We start from the raw sequence: 15027 nt of genomic DNA, 5'->3' as shown, positions 1-15027 counted from the left end.
GACTCAGAAGTCCATGCCGCCCATGCCGCCGTCGCCACCCGGGCCGGCCGGAGCGGCCTTCTCGGGCTTGTCGGCGATGACGGCCTCGGTGGTGAGGAACAGGCTGGCGATCGAGGCCGCGTTCTGCAGCGCCGAGCGCGTGACCTTCACCGGGTCGATGATGCCGGTCGCGACGAGGTCGACGTACTCACCCGTGGCGGCGTTGAGGCCGTGGCCCGCGGGGAGGTTGCGCACCTTCTCCGCGACGACGCCACCCTCGAGGCCGGCGTTGAAGGCGATCTGCTTCAGCGGGGCCGAGGCCGCGGTGAAGACGATCTGGGCGCCGATGGCCTGGTCGCCCGTGAGGTCGACCTGGGCGTCCTTGGCCGCCTGGAGCAGGCCGACGCCGCCACCGGCGACGATGCCCTCCTCGACCGCAGCCTTGGCGTTGCGGACGGCGTCCTCGATGCGGTGCTTGCGCTCCTTGAGCTCGACCTCGGTGGCCGCGCCGACCTTGATCACCGCGACACCGCCGGCCAGCTTGGCCAGGCGCTCCTGCAGCTTCTCGCGGTCGTAGTCGGAGTCCGAGTTCTCGATCTCGGTGCGGATCTGGCTGACCCGGCCCGCGATCTGGTCGGACGAGCCGGAGCCCTCGATGATGGTGGTCTCGTCCTTGGTGACGACGACCGAACGGGCCTGGCCGAGCAGCTCGACCCCGACGCCGTCGAGCTTGAGCCCGACCTCCTCGGAGATGACCTGGCCACCGGTGAGGATGGCGATGTCGCCGAGCATGGCCTTGCGGCGGTCACCGAAGCCCGGGGCCTTGACGGCGACGGACTTGAAGGTGCCACGGATCTTGTTGACGATCAGCGCGGCCAGGGCCTCGCCGTCGACGTCCTCGGCGATGACCACGAGCGGCTTGCCGGCCTGGATGACCTTCTCCAGCAGCGGGAGGAGGTCCTTCAGCGCCGAGACCTTGCCGTTGACGATCAGCACGTACGGGTCGTCGAGCACGGTCTCCATGCGCTCGGTGTCCGTGACGAAGTAGGGCGAGATGTAGCCCTTGTCGAAGCGCATGCCCTCGGTGAGCTCGAGCTCGAGCCCGAAGGTGTTGGACTCGTCGACGGTGATGACACCTTCCTTGCCGACCTTGTCCATCGCCTCGGCGATGATCTCGCCGACGGTGGTGTCCCCGGCGGAGATCGACGCGGTGGCGGCGATCTGCTCCTTGGTCTCCACCTCGACGGCCGCGGCCTTCAGCTGCTCGACGATGGCGGTGACGGCCTTGTCGATGCCCCGCTTGAGGTCCATCGGGTTGGCGCCGGCGGTGACGTTCTTCAGGCCCTCGCGGACCATCGCCTGGGCCAGCACGGTGGCGGTGGTGGTGCCGTCGCCCGCGACGTCGTCCGTCTTCTTGGCGACCTCCTTGACGAGCTCCGCACCGATCTTCTCGTACGGGTCCTCGAGGTCGATCTCCTTGGCGATGGAGACGCCGTCGTTGGTGATCGTGGGGGCGCCCCACTTCTTCTCGAGCACGACGTTGCGGCCCTTGGGGCCGAGGGTCACCTTGACGGCGTCGGCGAGCGTGTTCATGCCACGCTCGAGCCCGCGCCGGGCCTCGGTGTTGAAGGAGATGAGTTTCGGCATGTGTGGCGAATCCTCTGCTGACGGGGTGGTTCCTGCGCTGATTCCTACTCAGGGCCCGCGACGGACGGCCCATGGGGACCTCACCCGCGTAGGAAGGTGGCACTCTCACGTGCCGAGTGCTAACACATGTTTAGCACTCGACCAGGGCGAGTGCAAACAACTCCCACCCTTCTCCGGACGTACGCGGAGGGGTCACGGGCAGGGCGCCTGAGCGCCACTCGGGAACCCGTCACCAGAAAGAAACATCGTCGGGGAATGCATACGGCTGCCGACCGGTTGCGACGGGACGTGGCCAGCCAGACCGAGACGTCCGTCGACCCCGCACCCGTGATCACGCGGGCGTCGGTCGGTCTCCGCTCCGAGCGCGGCCCCGTGCTGCTGGGCGTGATGCTCAGCATGGGCCTCATCGCGATCGACGCGACGATCCTCGCGACCGCGGTCCCCTCGGTCGTGAACGACCTCGGCGGCTTCTCGCAGTTCCCCTGGCTCTTCTCCGTCTTCCTGCTCGCGCAGGCGGTCACCGTGCCGATCTTCGCCAAGCTGAGCGACTCGTACGGGCGCAAGCCGGTGATCATCACCGGCATCGTCGTCTTCGGCGTCGCGTCGGTGCTCTGCGGCTTCGCCTGGAGCATGCCGGCGCTGATCGCCTTCCGGGCGCTGCAGGGCCTCGGTGCCGGGGCGGTCCAGCCGACCTGCATGACGATCATCGGCGACATCTACAGCCTGGCCGAGCGCGCGAAGGTGCAGGGCTACGTCGCCAGCGTCTGGGCCATCTCCTCGGTCGTCGGCCCCACCCTCGGCGGCGTGTTCGTCGACTTCCTCGACTGGCGCTGGATCTTCTTCGTCAACGTCCCGCTCGCGCTGGTCGCCGCCTGGATGATCTCGCGGCACTTCCACGAGAAGGTCGAGCGCGTGCGGCACAAGGTCGACGTCACCGGCGCCGTGCTGCTGACCCTCGGCTCGACCCTGCTGATCCTCGGCCTGCTCGAGGGCGGCGTGCTGTGGACCTGGCTCTCGCTGCCTGGCCTCGGGGTGCCGGCGCTGGGCGTCGCGCTGGTCGTGGTGTTCGGCTTCGTCGAGCGTCGCGCCGCGGAGCCGATCCTGCCGACCTGGGTGCTGAAGAACCGGCTGCTCATCACCACCAGCCTGGCCAGCCTCACGGTCGGCGCGGTGCTGATCGGCCTCACCTCGTACGTCCCCCTCTACGCCCAGAGCGTGCTCGGCCACAGCGCGCTGGTCGCCGGGTTCGCGCTCGCCGCGCTGACCCTCGGCTGGCCGATCGCCGCGTCGTTCGCCGGCCGCGCCTACCTGCGGGTCGGGTTCCGCTCGACCGCGCTGATCGGCACCGTCGTCGCCCTGGTCGGCGTCGCCGGGCTCACGCTCCTGCGCCCGACCAGCTCGATCTGGCAGGTCGGCGCCACCTGCTTCGTCATCGGGCTCGGCATGGGCTGGGTCGCCGCGCCGACGCTGATCGCCGCGCAGTCCTCCGTCGAGTGGAACGTCCGCGGCGTGGTCACCGGCACCTCGATGTTCGCCCGCTCGATGGGCAGCGCGCTCGGCATCGCCGTCTTCGGCGCCATCGCCAACGCCGGGCTCGGCAACACCGTCGGCGGGAACAACGCCAGCACGGCGAGCGCCATCCCGGCCTCGGTCATGGCGGTCGCGCTGCAGCACGTGTTCCTGGCCTCAGCCTTCGGCGCCGTGTTCATGCTGCTGGCCGTGTTCTTCATGCCGCGCCAGATCAAGACCGTCGGATGACCGACCTCGACGTCCGTACGGCCCCGGCGCCCGTCTCGGTCGCCCGCACCTCCGTCCGGCTGGCGCTGCTGGCGGGCGGGCTGTTCGTGGTGGGCACGAACGCCTTCGTCATCGCCGGCGTCCTGCCCGCGATCGCCACCGACCTCGGGTCGACCCAGACCTCGGTCGCGTCGTCGATCACCTGGTACGCCGCCGTGGTCGCCGTCGCGTCCCCGCTCGTCTCCGTCCTCGCCTCGCGCGTGCCGCGCACGTTCCTCATGGCGGTGGGCCTGCTGCTGGTCGCGGCAGGCACTGTCGCCGCTGCGTTCGCCGACGGCCTCACCGCCTTCGTCGCCGGCCGGGTCCTCGCTGCCCTGGGTGGTGCCGCCCTCGTCCCGACGGCGACCGCCGCCGCTCCATCGATGCTGCCGCCCGAGAAGCGCGGGCTCGCGCTCGCCGCCACCGGCCTCGGCTTCACCCTCGCCTCCGCGGTCGGCGCCCCGGTCGGCACCGCGCTCGCCGCGGTCGTCGGCTGGCGCACGACGATGCTCGGCCTCGCCGGCCTGGCGCTGGTGCTCGCCGTGGCGATGGTGCTCGGGCTGGGGACGCTGCCGGTCGGCGCGGTGACGGGTCTGGCCCAGCGGTTCGGGGTCCTCAAGGACGCCCGCGTCGTCCTCGTGCTCATCGCCGCCGTGCTGGTCACGGTCGGCTTCAACGTCGTCTACATCTTCAGCGCGCAGCTCACGCAGCACGCCACCGGTGGGGACGGGCGCCTGCTCGCCCTCCTCCTGCTGCTCTACGGCATCGGCGGCGTCGTCGGGACGGCGCTGGCCGGACCGGTGACGGACCGCTTCGGCAGCCGCCCGACCGCGGCGGTCGTCATCGCGGCCGAGGTGGTCGTCTTCGTCCTGCTGGCCGTCGAGGAGCAGTCGTTCCTCGCGCTGGCGGTCCTCTTCGCCGGCTGGGGCGTGCTGGCCTTCGGGTCCGTCGTCCCCCTCCAGCACCGCCTCGTCGCCGTCGAGCCGGCGGCCGCCGGCATCACCCTCGCCTGGTACTCGACCGCCATGTACGTCGGCATCGCCGCCGCCCCGGTCGTCGGCGCCCTGGTGCTCGCGGGCGGGGTCGTCTGGCTCCCCGTCGCCGGCGCGGTCGCCGCCGCACTCGCGCTGCTCGCGTTCCTGCTCGGCTTCACCCGCCGCCGCGCCCTCGCCTGAGCCCTCGGCCCCACCCGCTACCCCAGCTGACCACTGGTCACTCCGGGGCCCTCTCGGACTCGCCCGACGCTCGGAGCTGACCAGTGGTCGGACTCCAGCGACGGTCACGCCGGGGGTGCAAGCTCGGCGACGAGCGGGACGACGTCGGCGATCGAGCTCTCGACCCGCGTCGGGCGGTAGGGGTACTGCTCGATCTGGCTCTGCCGGGTCGAGCCGGAGAGCACGAGGATCGTGCGCAGCCCGGCCTCGAGGCCCGCGACGACGTCGGTGTCCATGCGGTCGCCGATCATGATCGTCGTCTCCGAGTGCGCCTCGATCCGGTTCAGCGCCGAGCGCATCATCAGCGGGTTGGGCTTGCCCACGAAGTACGGCTTGATCCCGGTCGCCTGCTGGATCATCGCCGCGACCGCTCCGGTGGCGGGGAGCGAGCCCTCCGGCGACGGCCCCGTGACGTCCGGGTTGGTCGCGATGAACCGGGCCCCGCGCTCGATCAGCCGCACCGCCCGCGTGATGGCCTCGAACGAGTAGGTCCGCGTCTCCCCCAGCACCACGTAGTCGGGGTCGCGGTCCGTCATCACGAAGCCCACCTCGTGCAGCGCGGAGGTCATCCCCGCCTCGCCGATCACGTACGCCGACCCGCCCGGCATCTGCTCGCCCAGGAACTGCGCCGTCGCGAGTGCGGACGTCCAGATCGCGTCCTCGGGGACGTCGATGCCGCTCCGCAGCAGCCGCGCCCGCAGGTCGCGCGCGGTGTAGATCGAGTTGTTGGTCAGCACCAGGAACCGGCGCCCGTGCTCCTGCAGCGCGGCGATGAACTCCGCCGCCCCCGGCAGCGCCTGCTCCTCGTGGACGAGGACCCCGTCCATGTCGGTCAGCCAGCAGGACACGTGATGACGTTCGGTCATGGGTCCAGGCTGGCAGCCGTACGTCGGCCCGTCTTGGGCGGGCTCCGTAACCTGAAGGCCTCATGCGACGCGTCCCGAAGGTCCTCGTGCGGCTCGGCCTGCCCGCGGTCGCCGTGCTCGGGCTCGCGCTCGCCGGCTGCGGCGACCCGGCCACGCCGACCCCGGCCGCCCCGCCCGCGACGCCCTCCAGCACCGTGTCCCCGGGCCTGGCTCCCGTGGCCGACGGACGCGCCGACGGGCTGACCGTGCGCTACCTCGCCGACGACGGCACCGTGAAGACCGTCGGGGTCGAGGACTTCCCCCGCTAGACCTCCGTGGCTCTCGTCAGTCCTCGGCGTCCTCGACGTAGAGGCAGAACGGGTGCCCGTCGGGGTCCAGACAGACCCGCACGTGCTCCTGCGGCTGGGACGTCGCCTGCCGCGCCCCGCACCGCTCGGCCCACGCCACCGCCGCGGTGAGGTCGTCGACCTCCACGTCCAGGTGGACCTGCATCGCCTGGTCGTCCGGGCCCGCCGGCCAGACGGGCGGGACGTACGGGTCCTCCCGCAGAAAGCTCAGCCCCGCTCCCCCGCCCGGGTCGACCAGCACCACCCACTCCGGGTGCTCGGAGCGGTACGGCCACCCGAGCAGCCGCGCGTAGAAGGCGGCGAGCGCGATGGGGTCCGGGGTCCCGAGCACGACGCCGCGCAGCCGCAGCGCGGGTCGTCCGTCCGGTGCCGGTCTGGTCACTCCGCCTCCTCGTCGACGGGCTCAGGGAGCGTCCAGTGGATGCTGCCAGACTCGACATGTGGACGAAGCGGCACCGGTGTGGCCGGGCCCGGCCCTGGTCGTCCTGGCGGGCGCGGCCGGTTCCGGGAAGTCGACCTGGGCGGCGCAGCGCTACCTCCCCAGCGAGATCGTCTCCTCCGACGCCCTCCGCGCGGCCGTCGGCAGCGGGCCGTACGACCTCGACGCGTCCGAGGACGCCTTCGCCCTGCTCGACCAGATCGTCGTCGCCCGGCTGGGTCGTGGACTGACCACCGTCGTCGACACCCTCGGCCTCGACCCGAAGCGTCGGGCGCACCACCTCGCGTACGCCCGCGCCGTCGACCTGCCCGCCGTGCTCGTGGTCCTCGACACCGCGCCCGCGCTGGCCCGCGCCCGCAACGGCGCCCGGGACCGACCCGTGCCCGCCCGCGTCCTCACCGAACAGCTCCGGCGCGTTCGCGCGCTCGTGGAGCAGCACGCGCCGGACCGCTGGGCGCCCGACGAGGCGGACGAGGAGCGCTGGGACGCGGTCGTCGTGGTGGAGCAGGCCGACGAGCCCCGGTCGACCCCAGCCTCGGCGGCCGGGGTGCACGCCGCGGCGCCGGGACCGACCCACGCCGGTCCGCGCGTCGTCCTGCAGGTGTCGCGCTTCCCGTGGGGCGAGGGCGTGAGCGACCCCACCCGCTGGTTGACCGACCTGGCGCGGGCCGCCGACGCGATCGGGCTCGACGGGATCGCCCTGATGGACCACCTCGTGCAGATCCCCCAGGTCGACCGCGCCTGGGAACCCATCCCCGAGCCGTACGTCGCGCTCGGCCTGCTCGCTGGCCTCGGCACCCGGCTGCGGCTCGGCACCCTGGTCACGCCGGCGACGTTCCGGGCGCCGGGGATCGTGGCCAAGGCCGTGGCCACGCTGGACGTGCTGAGCGGCGGGCGCGCGTTCTGCGGGCTGGGCGCCGGGTGGTGGCTGCGCGAGCACCAGACGTACGGGCTCGACTTCCCGCCCGCCGGCGAGCGGCTCGACCAGCTGCAGGCGACGATCGAGACGCTACGCGCGCTCTGGGCGCCGGGGACGAAGGCCTACGCGGGCCGCTACGTCCATCTGCCCGAGACGACCTGCTACCCCCGCCCGGTCGGCGCCGTCCCGATCGTCGTGGGCGGTTCCGGCGACCGGCTGCTCCGCGTGGTGGCCGAGCAGGCCGACGCCTGGAACCTGCCCAGCAGCGACACCGCCCGCCTGGCCCGACGCCTGGCGGTGCTGCGGGGCCACTGCGCCGACCTCGGCCGCGACCCCGACGACGTCGAGGTGACCGTGCTCGACGTGCCCGTGCTCGGCACCGACCGCGAGGACGTGGCCCGTCGGGTCGAGCGGCTCCGCGGACGCATCCCGGCCGCCGCGTACGCGCAGCAGCACCACGCGGGGACCGCCGCCGACCACGCCTCCCGCTGGGCGGAGCTGGCCGAGGCCGAGGTCGGCACGGTCTTCGTCGCCCTGCCCGACCTCGTCGACGCGGACGACCTGCGCCGGCTCGAGCCGGTGCTCGCCCGGCTGGGCTGAGCCCCTGACCCGGTCGGCTAGCCGAGCAGCTGCTCGGTCCGCTCGTCGGGCTCGCCGCCGTAGAACGCGTCGAGCACCGCCGCGTACGCGGGATCCTCCGGGTCGGCGCGGGCGAAGAGCGTCATCGACGACCGCAGCTTGAGCGCGTCGATGCCGCCCATGACCTGCTCCGCGCTCCGGTCCGTGTGCGTCAGCACGGCCGCCGTGCACTCCCGCAGCCGCGGTCCGAGGACGGGGTGAGCCAGGTAGGCCCGGGCCTCGTCGAGCGAGTCGAGCGCGTACGCCTGCGCCATCGCGCTGTGCCCGAGGCCCGCGAGCTGCGGGAAGACGAACCACATCCAGTGCGACGTCTTGCGCCCGGCCCGCAGCTCCCGCAGCGCCGCCGCGTACGTCCCACCCGCGTCCTGCGCCTCGACGAAGCGCTCCATATCGTCGCTACGCATCCGCATCTCCCTCTCGTCGGGTACACACTCTTCGTGACGTCGACGCCCGCCCAGCAGCAGGACACCGCTGCACCTGACTACCAGCCCGACCCCGCCCGTTGGCGGGCGCTGGCGGTCTGCATCGCCGCCGGAGCCATGACCCTGCTGGACGTCAGCATCGTCAACGTCGCCCTGCCCACGCTGCGCGCGGGTCTGAACGCCGACGACAGCGACGTGCAGTGGATCATCGCCGGCTACGCGCTCGCCTTCGGCGTCGCGCTCGTGCCGATGGGGCGCCTCGGCGACGCCCGCAGCCGTCGCACCGTGTTCATCGTCGGCGTCGCCGTCTTCACCCTGTCGAGCGCGCTCGCCGGCGCGGCGCCCGTGCCGTGGCTGCTCTCGGTCGCCCGCGTGGTCCAGGGCCTGGGCGGGGGGATCATCACCCCGCAGGTGTCGGGCTTCATCCAGAACCTGTTCCGGGGCAAGGAGCGGGCGAAGGCCTTCTCGATCTTCGGCGCGATGATCGGCATCTCGACCGCCATCGGGCCGCTGCTCGGCGGCCTCCTGGTCAAGGTCGGCGGGCCCGACTTCGGCTGGCGCCTCGTCTTCTACGTGAACGTGCCGATCGGCATCGCCATCGTCCTGCTGGCCCGGCGGCTGCTGCCCGCGGCGGCGGCGCGCAAGGACAAGCAGAGCCTCGACCCGTTCGGCGTCGTGCTCTTCGGTGCGGCCGTGCTGCTCGTGCTCTACCCCCTCGTGGAGGGCGGGCAGGGCGAGTCGCTGGGCGCCCGGCCCTGGTGGCTGCTCGGGCCCGCTGCGGCCCTGTTCGTCGGCTTCGCGCTGTGGGAGCTGGCCTGGCGGCGCCGCGGCAAGGAGACCCTGATCGACCTGACGCTGCTCAAGGTCCCCGCCTACCTCTACGGGCTGAGCCTCGGCACCTTCTACTTCGCCGGCTTCACGTCGATCTTCCTGGTCGTCACCCTCTACCTCCAGACCGGGCTCGGCTACAGCGCGCTGCAGGCGGGGCTGACCACGACGCCGTTCGCCATCGGCGGTGCCGTGTCCGCGCTGGTGAGCGGACGCCTCGTGGGCCGGCTCGGCCGCAAGCTCGCCGTCATCGGACTCGTCTCCGTGTCCGCCGCCCTGCTGATCATCGACCTCCTGGTGCCGCACCTGAACGGCTCGGTCGGCCTCAAGCTCGCCCCGGCGTTCCTGCTGGCCGGGCTCGGCGGCGGCCTGGTCGTGACCCCTAACGTCACGCTCACCCTCGCCGAGGTGGACCCGTCGCGGGCGGGCTCGGGGGGCGGCATGCTGCAGACCGCCCAGCGCGTCGGCTCGGCCATCGGGGTGGCCGTGATCCTGGCGCAGTTCTTCGCCGCCCTCGGCACCAGCCGCGGCGACTACGCCGCCGCACTCTCGGTGGCGCTGCGCACGACGATCGGCTTCGTCGTGGTCGCCCTCGTGTTCGCGGTGATCGACCTCGTCCGTCGCACGAGCCACGACCGGCACCCCGAGCCGCAGCACGCGGCGCCGGAGCCCGTGGCGCGGCACGCGGCCTGAGGAGGACCCTTCGGGTGTGAGTCCCGTCTCGGACGCGGGGGCTCGCACCTCCGCGTCACGAGCGAGGGGGACAATCGAGCCGTGCCTGATTCCACCGACGCGCAGCAGTCCGACGACGCCCAGAAGCCGGATCCGATCGAGGACCCGACCGCGATCATCCTCTACGGCGGGACCGGCGACCTCGCCAAGCGCATGGTGCTCCCCGCCATCTACGCGCTCTTCACCCACGGCCTCCTGCCGAAGCAGTTCCGCCTGATCGGGAACGGTCGCGGCGACGTGTCGGCCGAGGAGTTCGCGAAGCACATCCGCGACTCGCTGGCCGAGTTCGCCGACGCTCCCGAGGACGACGAGTTCGCGGAGTTCGCCAAGAACGTCTCCTTCGCCGGCGGCGGCTTCAAGGAGAGCGACCCCGGCACGCTGCTGGACGCGATCAAGCAGACCGAGGCCGACCTGGGCCACAAGGTCCAGCTGATCCACTACCTGTCGCTGCCCCCGGTCGCCTTCGAGCCGACCACCAAGGCGATCAAGGCGCACGGGCTCAACACCGCGAACGCCAAGGTCGTCTACGAGAAGCCGTACGGCACCTCGCTGGAGAGCTTCCACCAGCTCGACGACCTCGTGCACAGCGCCTTCGACGAGGAGCAGATCTACCGGATCGACCACTTCCTCGGCAAGGAGGCGACGCAGAACCTCTACCTGACGCGCTTCGCCAACCGGCTCTTCGGCGACGTCTGGAACCGCCGCCACATCGCCCAGGTGCAGATCGACGTCCCCGAGACCCTCGACATCGCCGACCGAGCCGACTTCTACGACGCCACCGGCGCCATGCTCGACATGCTCGCGACCCACCTGTTCCAGGTGGCCGCCGAGGTCGCGCTGGAGCCGCCGCTGAGCATGGAGCCCGACGACGTGCAGGCCGCCCGCGAGTCCGTGATCGCCGCGTTCCGCCCGCTCGACCCCAAGGAGGTCGTGCTGGGCCAGTACGCGAGCTACCTCGACACCGAGGGCGTGGAGAAGGGCTCCAAGACCGAGACCTTCGCCGCGGCCCGGCTGTGGATCGACACCGACCGCTGGCGCGGGGTGCCCTTCCTGCTGCGCACCGGCAAGATGATGAAGGAGAGCGCCCAGAAGGTCAGCCTGATCTTCAAGCCCTCCGACGGTCCCCTGGACCACATCCACCCGGACGCGAACGCGATCGTCTTCGACCTCAAGGGCAACGGCGCGATCGACATCCGCCTCACGGTCAAGAAGCCGGGCCCCGACCCGCTGCCCGCCGAGAGCGCGACCTCGCTCAGCCTGGCCAACGTCGCCCCCGGCTCGATGGCGCCGTACACCTCGCTGATCCACGACGTCCTGGCCGGCAACCGGATGCTTTTCACCAGCTCCACCGGCCTCGAGTCCGCCTTCCAGGCCTTCCAGCCGATGCTGTCCGACGCCCGCCCCCAGGTCGAGATCTACGACGACCACTCGTGGGGTCCGCCGTCGGCCAAGGAGCTCACCGGCCCGTGCGGCTGGCTGCTCGGCGACTGAGCACCGGCCCTCGCGCCGAGCACGACCCGCGAGCGGCATCTCGTCCCGCCTGAGACCTCAGGACCGGGAGGGGTGCCGCTCGTGGCGTCTCCGGAGGTCAGGGCAGCTGGTGCAGGGCCAGCGGAAGTACCCGGGTCGCGCCGATGTCGTTCAGCAGCGCGCCCGCGACGGTGAGACTCCACCGGCTGCGGATCGTGTCGTCCACCAGCAGCACGGGTCCGTCGAACGACACCCCCTCCCGGACGCGGGTGCGGACCATCAGGTCCTTGGCCCGCGCCGCGGAGCTCGCGTCGACCGCGGGCGGCGGGCCGCCCACCTCGAGCGCGTCGACCAGCGGCAGCCGTCCGATCCGGGCCAGGTGCTCGGCCACCGAGGTGACCAGGCGCGGGAACCGGCGCGACGGCATCGCCACGACCGCGACCGGGCGTTCCCAGGTCTTCGACCAGCGCCGTAGCACCTCGACGCAGCCGGCCAGCACCGCGGGCGGCGCCTCCGCGTCGGAGCGCCACAGCTGAGCGAGCTCGGAGCTCCACGCCGGGTCGTCGGCGAAGGCCAGTGCCCGTCCCGGCTCCAGGAAGGTGATCTTGCCCTTACGCTCGACCCCGCTCGGCCAGAGCTTGCGCGGCTCGACGACCACGTCCTGCCCGCGAAAGAACGTGCGGGCCGCCGCCACCGCGTCCTCCGACGGCCGGGCACCGGGGGCGGGCAGCCGGCCCGTGCAGACCGAGCAGCGGCCGCAGCGGCGCGGGTCCGGGTCGTCGAGCGCCAGCTGCAGGAACTGCATGAGGCAGCCCTCGCCGTGCGCGTACTTGCGCATCAGGTCGGCCTCGGCCGCCCGCACCTGCCGCAGCGCCGACCACTTGGCCTGGTCGTAGTACCAGCCCTTGCCGGTGGAGATCCAGCCCCCGGCCCGCCGCTCCACCGCGTCGTCGACGGCGAGGACCTTGAGCAGGCCCTCGAGCCGTCCGCGCCGCATGCCGGTGGCCGACTCGATCGTGGGCAACGACTGCGCCTCGGCACCCAGCACGTCGAGCACCCGCTCCACCTGCTGCTCGTCCGGGATGCCCGCGGTGGCGAAGTACTCCCAGATCCGCTCGTCGGACTCCGCCGGCACCAGCACCGCGACCGCGTCGTCGAGCGCGCGCCCGGCTCGGCCGACCTGCTGGTAGTAGGCGACGGGCGAGCTCGGCGAACCCAGGTGGATGCAGAACGCGAGGTCGGGCTTGTCGTAGCCCATGCCCAGCGCCGACGTCGCGACCAGCGCCTTGACCTGGTTGTCGCGGAGCCGGTCCTCCAGCTGCTCGCGGTCCTGGCTCTGCCCCGAGTACGGCGCGACGTCGAGGCCCTGCTCGGTCAGGAACGCCGAGACGCGCAGGGTCTCGGCGACGGTGAGGACGTAGACGATGCCCGAGCCGGGCAGAGTGCGAAGCGCCTCGGCCACCCAGGCGTACCGCTCGAGCACCGACATCGGCGGCACGACGGAGAGCGTGAGCGACGAGCGCGCGAGGGAGCCGCGCAGCGTCACCGTGTCCTCGCCCAGCTGGTGGGCGACGTCGGCGGTGACGCGCTCGTTCGCCGTCGCCGTCGTGGCCAGCACCGGCGTCCCCGGCGCGAGGCCGAGCATGCTGCGGGTCAGGCGCTGGTAGTCGGGCCGGAAGTCGAAGCCCCAGTCCGAGACGCAGTGGGCCTCGTCGATGACGAGCAGGCCGACCGAGCCCAGCAGGTCGGGCAGCTGCGCGGCGAAGGCCGGGTTGGCCAGCCGCTCGGGCGAGATCAGCAGCACGTCGATCGTGCCCGCGCGGACGTCGTTGAGCACCTGGGCCCACGCGTCGAGGTTGGTCGAGTTGATCGTGGCCGCCTTGAGGCCGGCCCGTTCCGCGGCGGCGATCTGGTCGCGCATCAGGGCCAGCAGCGGCGACACCACCAGCGTCGGCCCCGCCCCCTGCTCACGGAGCGCCGCTGTCGCCGCCCAGTAGACGGCGGACTTGCCCCAGCCGGTGGCCTGAACGACCAGGACGCGCTGGTGCCGGACCACGAGCTCCTCGACCGCGCGCACCTGGTCCGGGCGGGGGCGGGCCTCCGGCCCGGCCATCGCCGCGATCACGCGTTCCAGGACCGAGGCCGCGCTGCTGGTCGTCATCGTGCTCATGCTTCCATCCTGGTCGGCCTGCGCCGAACCAGCCGCCGTCGCTGAACCACTGTGGACGAGCGCCCGGCCTCCGATGTCGTCCTGTGGACGAGCGGCACGCTCCCTCCGCGGACGCTGATCCTGTGGCGCACCTGTGAACTGACCCATAACCCGACCGGTTCGGCGTCCAGAACCCGCTGCACGGTCGAACCATCGCCGTGACTTCCACCGACACGACCGGCGGTACCGCCAAGGTCGCCGAGCTCGCCTCCGACATCAAGTTCGCCATGCTCACCACCGTGGACGCCGACGGTGAGCTCGTCAGCCGGCCGATGGCCCACCAGGAGGTCGAGGGCGACGGGGACTTGTGGTTCTTCTCCTCCCGCGACTCCCGCAAGGTCGAGCACGTCCAGGCCAACCCGCACGTCGCCGTGACGCTGGCGTCGAGCAGCTCGTGGGTCTCGATCAACGGCTCCGCGCAGGTCGTCGAGGACGTCCAGCGGGCCAAGGACCTGTGGTCGGTCGACATGGAGGCCTGGTTCCCGCAGGGTCCCGAGGACCCGTCGATCGTCCTGATCAAGGTCACCGGCGACACCGCCGAGTACTGGGACGGGCCCGGGGGCCGCGTGTCCTCGGTGCTGAGCCTGGTGAAGTCGAAGGTCACCGGTGAGCGCTACTCCGGTGGCGAGAACGAGAAGGTCGTCCTCGGGGCGGACTCCTGATGGTCGCCCTCGCGACGGAGCAGGCGCAGGACGCCGGACTCTTCGGACCGGACTCCGTAACCTGGCGTGTCAACGGTGACCAGTCGATGGCGATCGCGGGCTTCCGCGCGCTGCTGCTGCAGGCCGTGCACCCGCTGGTGATGGCCGGCTTCAACGACAACACCGTGTGGTTCGACGACATGTGGGGCCGTCTGCAGCGCACCGGCGACTGGGTCGGCACCGTCACGTACGGGACGACGGCCGAGGCGGAGAAGGCCGGCCGCGTGCTCCGCCGGGTGCACGCGTCGCTGCCCGAGGGCGTCGAGCCCGAGTCGGGCCTGCCCTACCGCGTCGACGACCCGGAGCTGCTGCGCTGGGTCCACGTGACCGAGGTCGAATCGTTCCTCTCGACGTACCGCCGCTGCGGTGGCGTGCTGCGCCGGGGCGAGGGCGACCAGTACGTCGACGAGATGCGGGCGAGCGCCGAGCTGGTCGGCCTCGAGCGGCACACGGTCCCGGCCTCCGAGGCGGAGATCCAGGACTACTACGACTACGTGCAGCCGCAGCTGCGGGTGTCGAAGGTCGCCCGGAACAACACGCTGAAGTTCATCCGGCCGCCGATGCCCCGCTGGGTGCGCCTCGGCACCCCGGCCCGGCCCGCCTGGGCGGGGATGGTCGGGCTCGGCATCGCCATGCTGCCGCCGTGGGCGCGCCGCCTCTACGGGCTCCCGGCCATCCCGGGCGCCGACCTGCTGGCCACGGCCAACGCGTACGCCGTCCGCCGCGTCCTCGCGTCGGTGCCGCTGGTGATCACCAGCAACCCGGCGTACGGGCGGGCGCTGCGGCGGATGCGGAGCCTGCAGCCCGCGCTCGTCTGAGTCACGAGGAACGCCCCCTGA

The 15027-nt window shown here is 72.3% G+C and carries 13 protein-coding genes; 8 read left to right on the top strand and 5 right to left on the bottom strand.

Features of this window, described 5'->3' with window-relative positions; all coding sequences use genetic code 11:
* Window positions 1–3: 3 nt before the first annotated feature.
* Window positions 4–1626 (bottom strand): chaperonin GroEL, encoded by a 1623-nt coding sequence (gene groL, locus FHX39_RS02320; protein ID WP_183336481.1) that lies wholly within the window; start codon window positions 1624–1626, stop codon window positions 4–6.
* 288 nt (window positions 1627–1914) lie between these two features.
* On the opposite strand from groL, the gene FHX39_RS02315 reads away from it, so the two are divergent.
* On the top strand, window positions 1915–3384 hold the full coding sequence (locus FHX39_RS02315; protein WP_332836628.1) for an MDR family MFS transporter: 1470 nt from the start codon (window positions 1915–1917) through the stop codon (window positions 3382–3384).
* Entirely contained in the window at window positions 3381–4577 is a 1197-nt protein-coding gene (locus tag FHX39_RS02310; protein WP_183336477.1) for an MFS transporter, read from the top strand. Before FHX39_RS02315 ends, FHX39_RS02310 begins: the two co-directional genes overlap by 4 nt.
* A 104-nt stretch (window positions 4578–4681) precedes the next feature.
* Here the strand turns inward: FHX39_RS02310 and FHX39_RS02305 are convergent, their stop codons facing one another.
* Window positions 4682–5482 (bottom strand): HAD-IIA family hydrolase, encoded by an 801-nt coding sequence (locus tag FHX39_RS02305; RefSeq protein ID WP_183336474.1) that lies wholly within the window; start codon window positions 5480–5482, stop codon window positions 4682–4684.
* A gap of 62 nt (window positions 5483–5544) precedes the next feature.
* On the opposite strand from FHX39_RS02305, the gene FHX39_RS02300 reads away from it, so the two are divergent.
* Complete coding sequence (locus FHX39_RS02300) at window positions 5545–5790, top strand: hypothetical protein (protein ID WP_183336472.1); 246 nt, start codon at window positions 5545–5547, stop codon at window positions 5788–5790.
* Window positions 5791–5806: 16 nt separating this feature from the next.
* Here the strand turns inward: FHX39_RS02300 and FHX39_RS02295 are convergent, their stop codons facing one another.
* The gene (locus tag FHX39_RS02295) at window positions 5807–6211 is read right to left on the bottom strand and encodes a VOC family protein (RefSeq protein WP_332836627.1); all 405 of its coding nucleotides are present in this window, start codon (window positions 6209–6211) and stop codon (window positions 5807–5809) included.
* Between the two features lie 58 nt (window positions 6212–6269).
* Between FHX39_RS02295 and FHX39_RS02290 the strand changes: the two genes are divergently transcribed.
* Complete coding sequence (locus tag FHX39_RS02290; RefSeq protein ID WP_332836626.1) at window positions 6270–7787, top strand: LLM class flavin-dependent oxidoreductase; 1518 nt, start codon at window positions 6270–6272, stop codon at window positions 7785–7787.
* A 17-nt stretch (window positions 7788–7804) separates the two neighbouring features.
* On the opposite strand, the gene FHX39_RS02285 is transcribed toward FHX39_RS02290, so the two are convergent.
* Window positions 7805–8230 (bottom strand): DUF1810 domain-containing protein, encoded by a 426-nt coding sequence (locus FHX39_RS02285; RefSeq protein WP_183336468.1) that lies wholly within the window; start codon window positions 8228–8230, stop codon window positions 7805–7807.
* Between the two features lie 33 nt (window positions 8231–8263).
* Between FHX39_RS02285 and FHX39_RS02280 the strand changes: the two genes are divergently transcribed.
* Together FHX39_RS02280 and FHX39_RS21945 are read left to right on the top strand one after the other, a co-directional pair.
* Entirely contained in the window at window positions 8264–9769 is a 1506-nt protein-coding gene (locus FHX39_RS02280; RefSeq protein ID WP_198423230.1) for an MFS transporter, read from the top strand.
* A gap of 81 nt (window positions 9770–9850) precedes the next feature.
* The gene (locus tag FHX39_RS21945; RefSeq protein ID WP_198423229.1) at window positions 9851–11299 is read left to right on the top strand and encodes a glucose-6-phosphate dehydrogenase; all 1449 of its coding nucleotides are present in this window, start codon (window positions 9851–9853) and stop codon (window positions 11297–11299) included.
* Between the two features lie 97 nt (window positions 11300–11396).
* On the opposite strand, the gene FHX39_RS02270 is transcribed toward FHX39_RS21945, so the two are convergent.
* Window positions 11397–13448, bottom strand: a complete 2052-nt coding sequence (locus FHX39_RS02270; RefSeq protein ID WP_183336466.1) for a RecQ family ATP-dependent DNA helicase — start codon at window positions 13446–13448, stop codon at window positions 11397–11399.
* A gap of 197 nt (window positions 13449–13645) precedes the next feature.
* Here FHX39_RS02270 and FHX39_RS02265 point away from each other — a divergent pair, with 197 nt between their 5' ends.
* Both FHX39_RS02265 and FHX39_RS02260 read left to right on the top strand, forming a co-directional pair.
* Window positions 13646–14149, top strand: a complete 504-nt coding sequence (locus FHX39_RS02265) for a pyridoxamine 5'-phosphate oxidase family protein (RefSeq protein ID WP_198423228.1) — start codon at window positions 13646–13648, stop codon at window positions 14147–14149.
* On the top strand, window positions 14149–15006 hold the full coding sequence (locus tag FHX39_RS02260) for an oxygenase MpaB family protein (protein ID WP_183336464.1): 858 nt from the start codon (window positions 14149–14151) through the stop codon (window positions 15004–15006). The genes FHX39_RS02265 and FHX39_RS02260 overlap by 1 nt, the downstream gene beginning before the upstream one ends.
* The last annotated feature ends 21 nt before the right edge of the window (window positions 15007–15027 follow it).

Origin of the sequence: Microlunatus antarcticus, assembly GCF_014193425.1 — a bacterium.
Classification (GTDB): domain Bacteria; phylum Actinomycetota; class Actinomycetes; order Propionibacteriales; family Propionibacteriaceae; genus Microlunatus; species Microlunatus antarcticus.
Note: the sequence above shows the minus strand (reverse complement) of the source record. Positions and strands in the feature narration are given on the sequence as shown.

Coding starts and splice junctions, on each gene's coding strand:
- groL (WP_183336481.1), bottom strand. CDS start 1,626: ATGCCGAAACTCATCTCCTTCAACACCGAGGCCCGGCGCGGGCTCGAG.
- FHX39_RS02310 (WP_183336477.1), top strand. CDS start 3,381: ATGACCGACCTCGACGTCCGTACGGCCCCGGCGCCCGTCTCGGTCGCC.
- FHX39_RS02305 (WP_183336474.1), bottom strand. CDS start 5,482: ATGACCGAACGTCATCACGTGTCCTGCTGGCTGACCGACATGGACGGG.
- FHX39_RS02300 (WP_183336472.1), top strand. CDS start 5,545: ATGCGACGCGTCCCGAAGGTCCTCGTGCGGCTCGGCCTGCCCGCGGTC.
- FHX39_RS02285 (WP_183336468.1), bottom strand. CDS start 8,230: ATGCGTAGCGACGATATGGAGCGCTTCGTCGAGGCGCAGGACGCGGGT.
- FHX39_RS02270 (WP_183336466.1), bottom strand. CDS start 13,448: ATGAGCACGATGACGACCAGCAGCGCGGCCTCGGTCCTGGAACGCGTG.
- FHX39_RS02260 (WP_183336464.1), top strand. CDS start 14,149: ATGGTCGCCCTCGCGACGGAGCAGGCGCAGGACGCCGGACTCTTCGGA.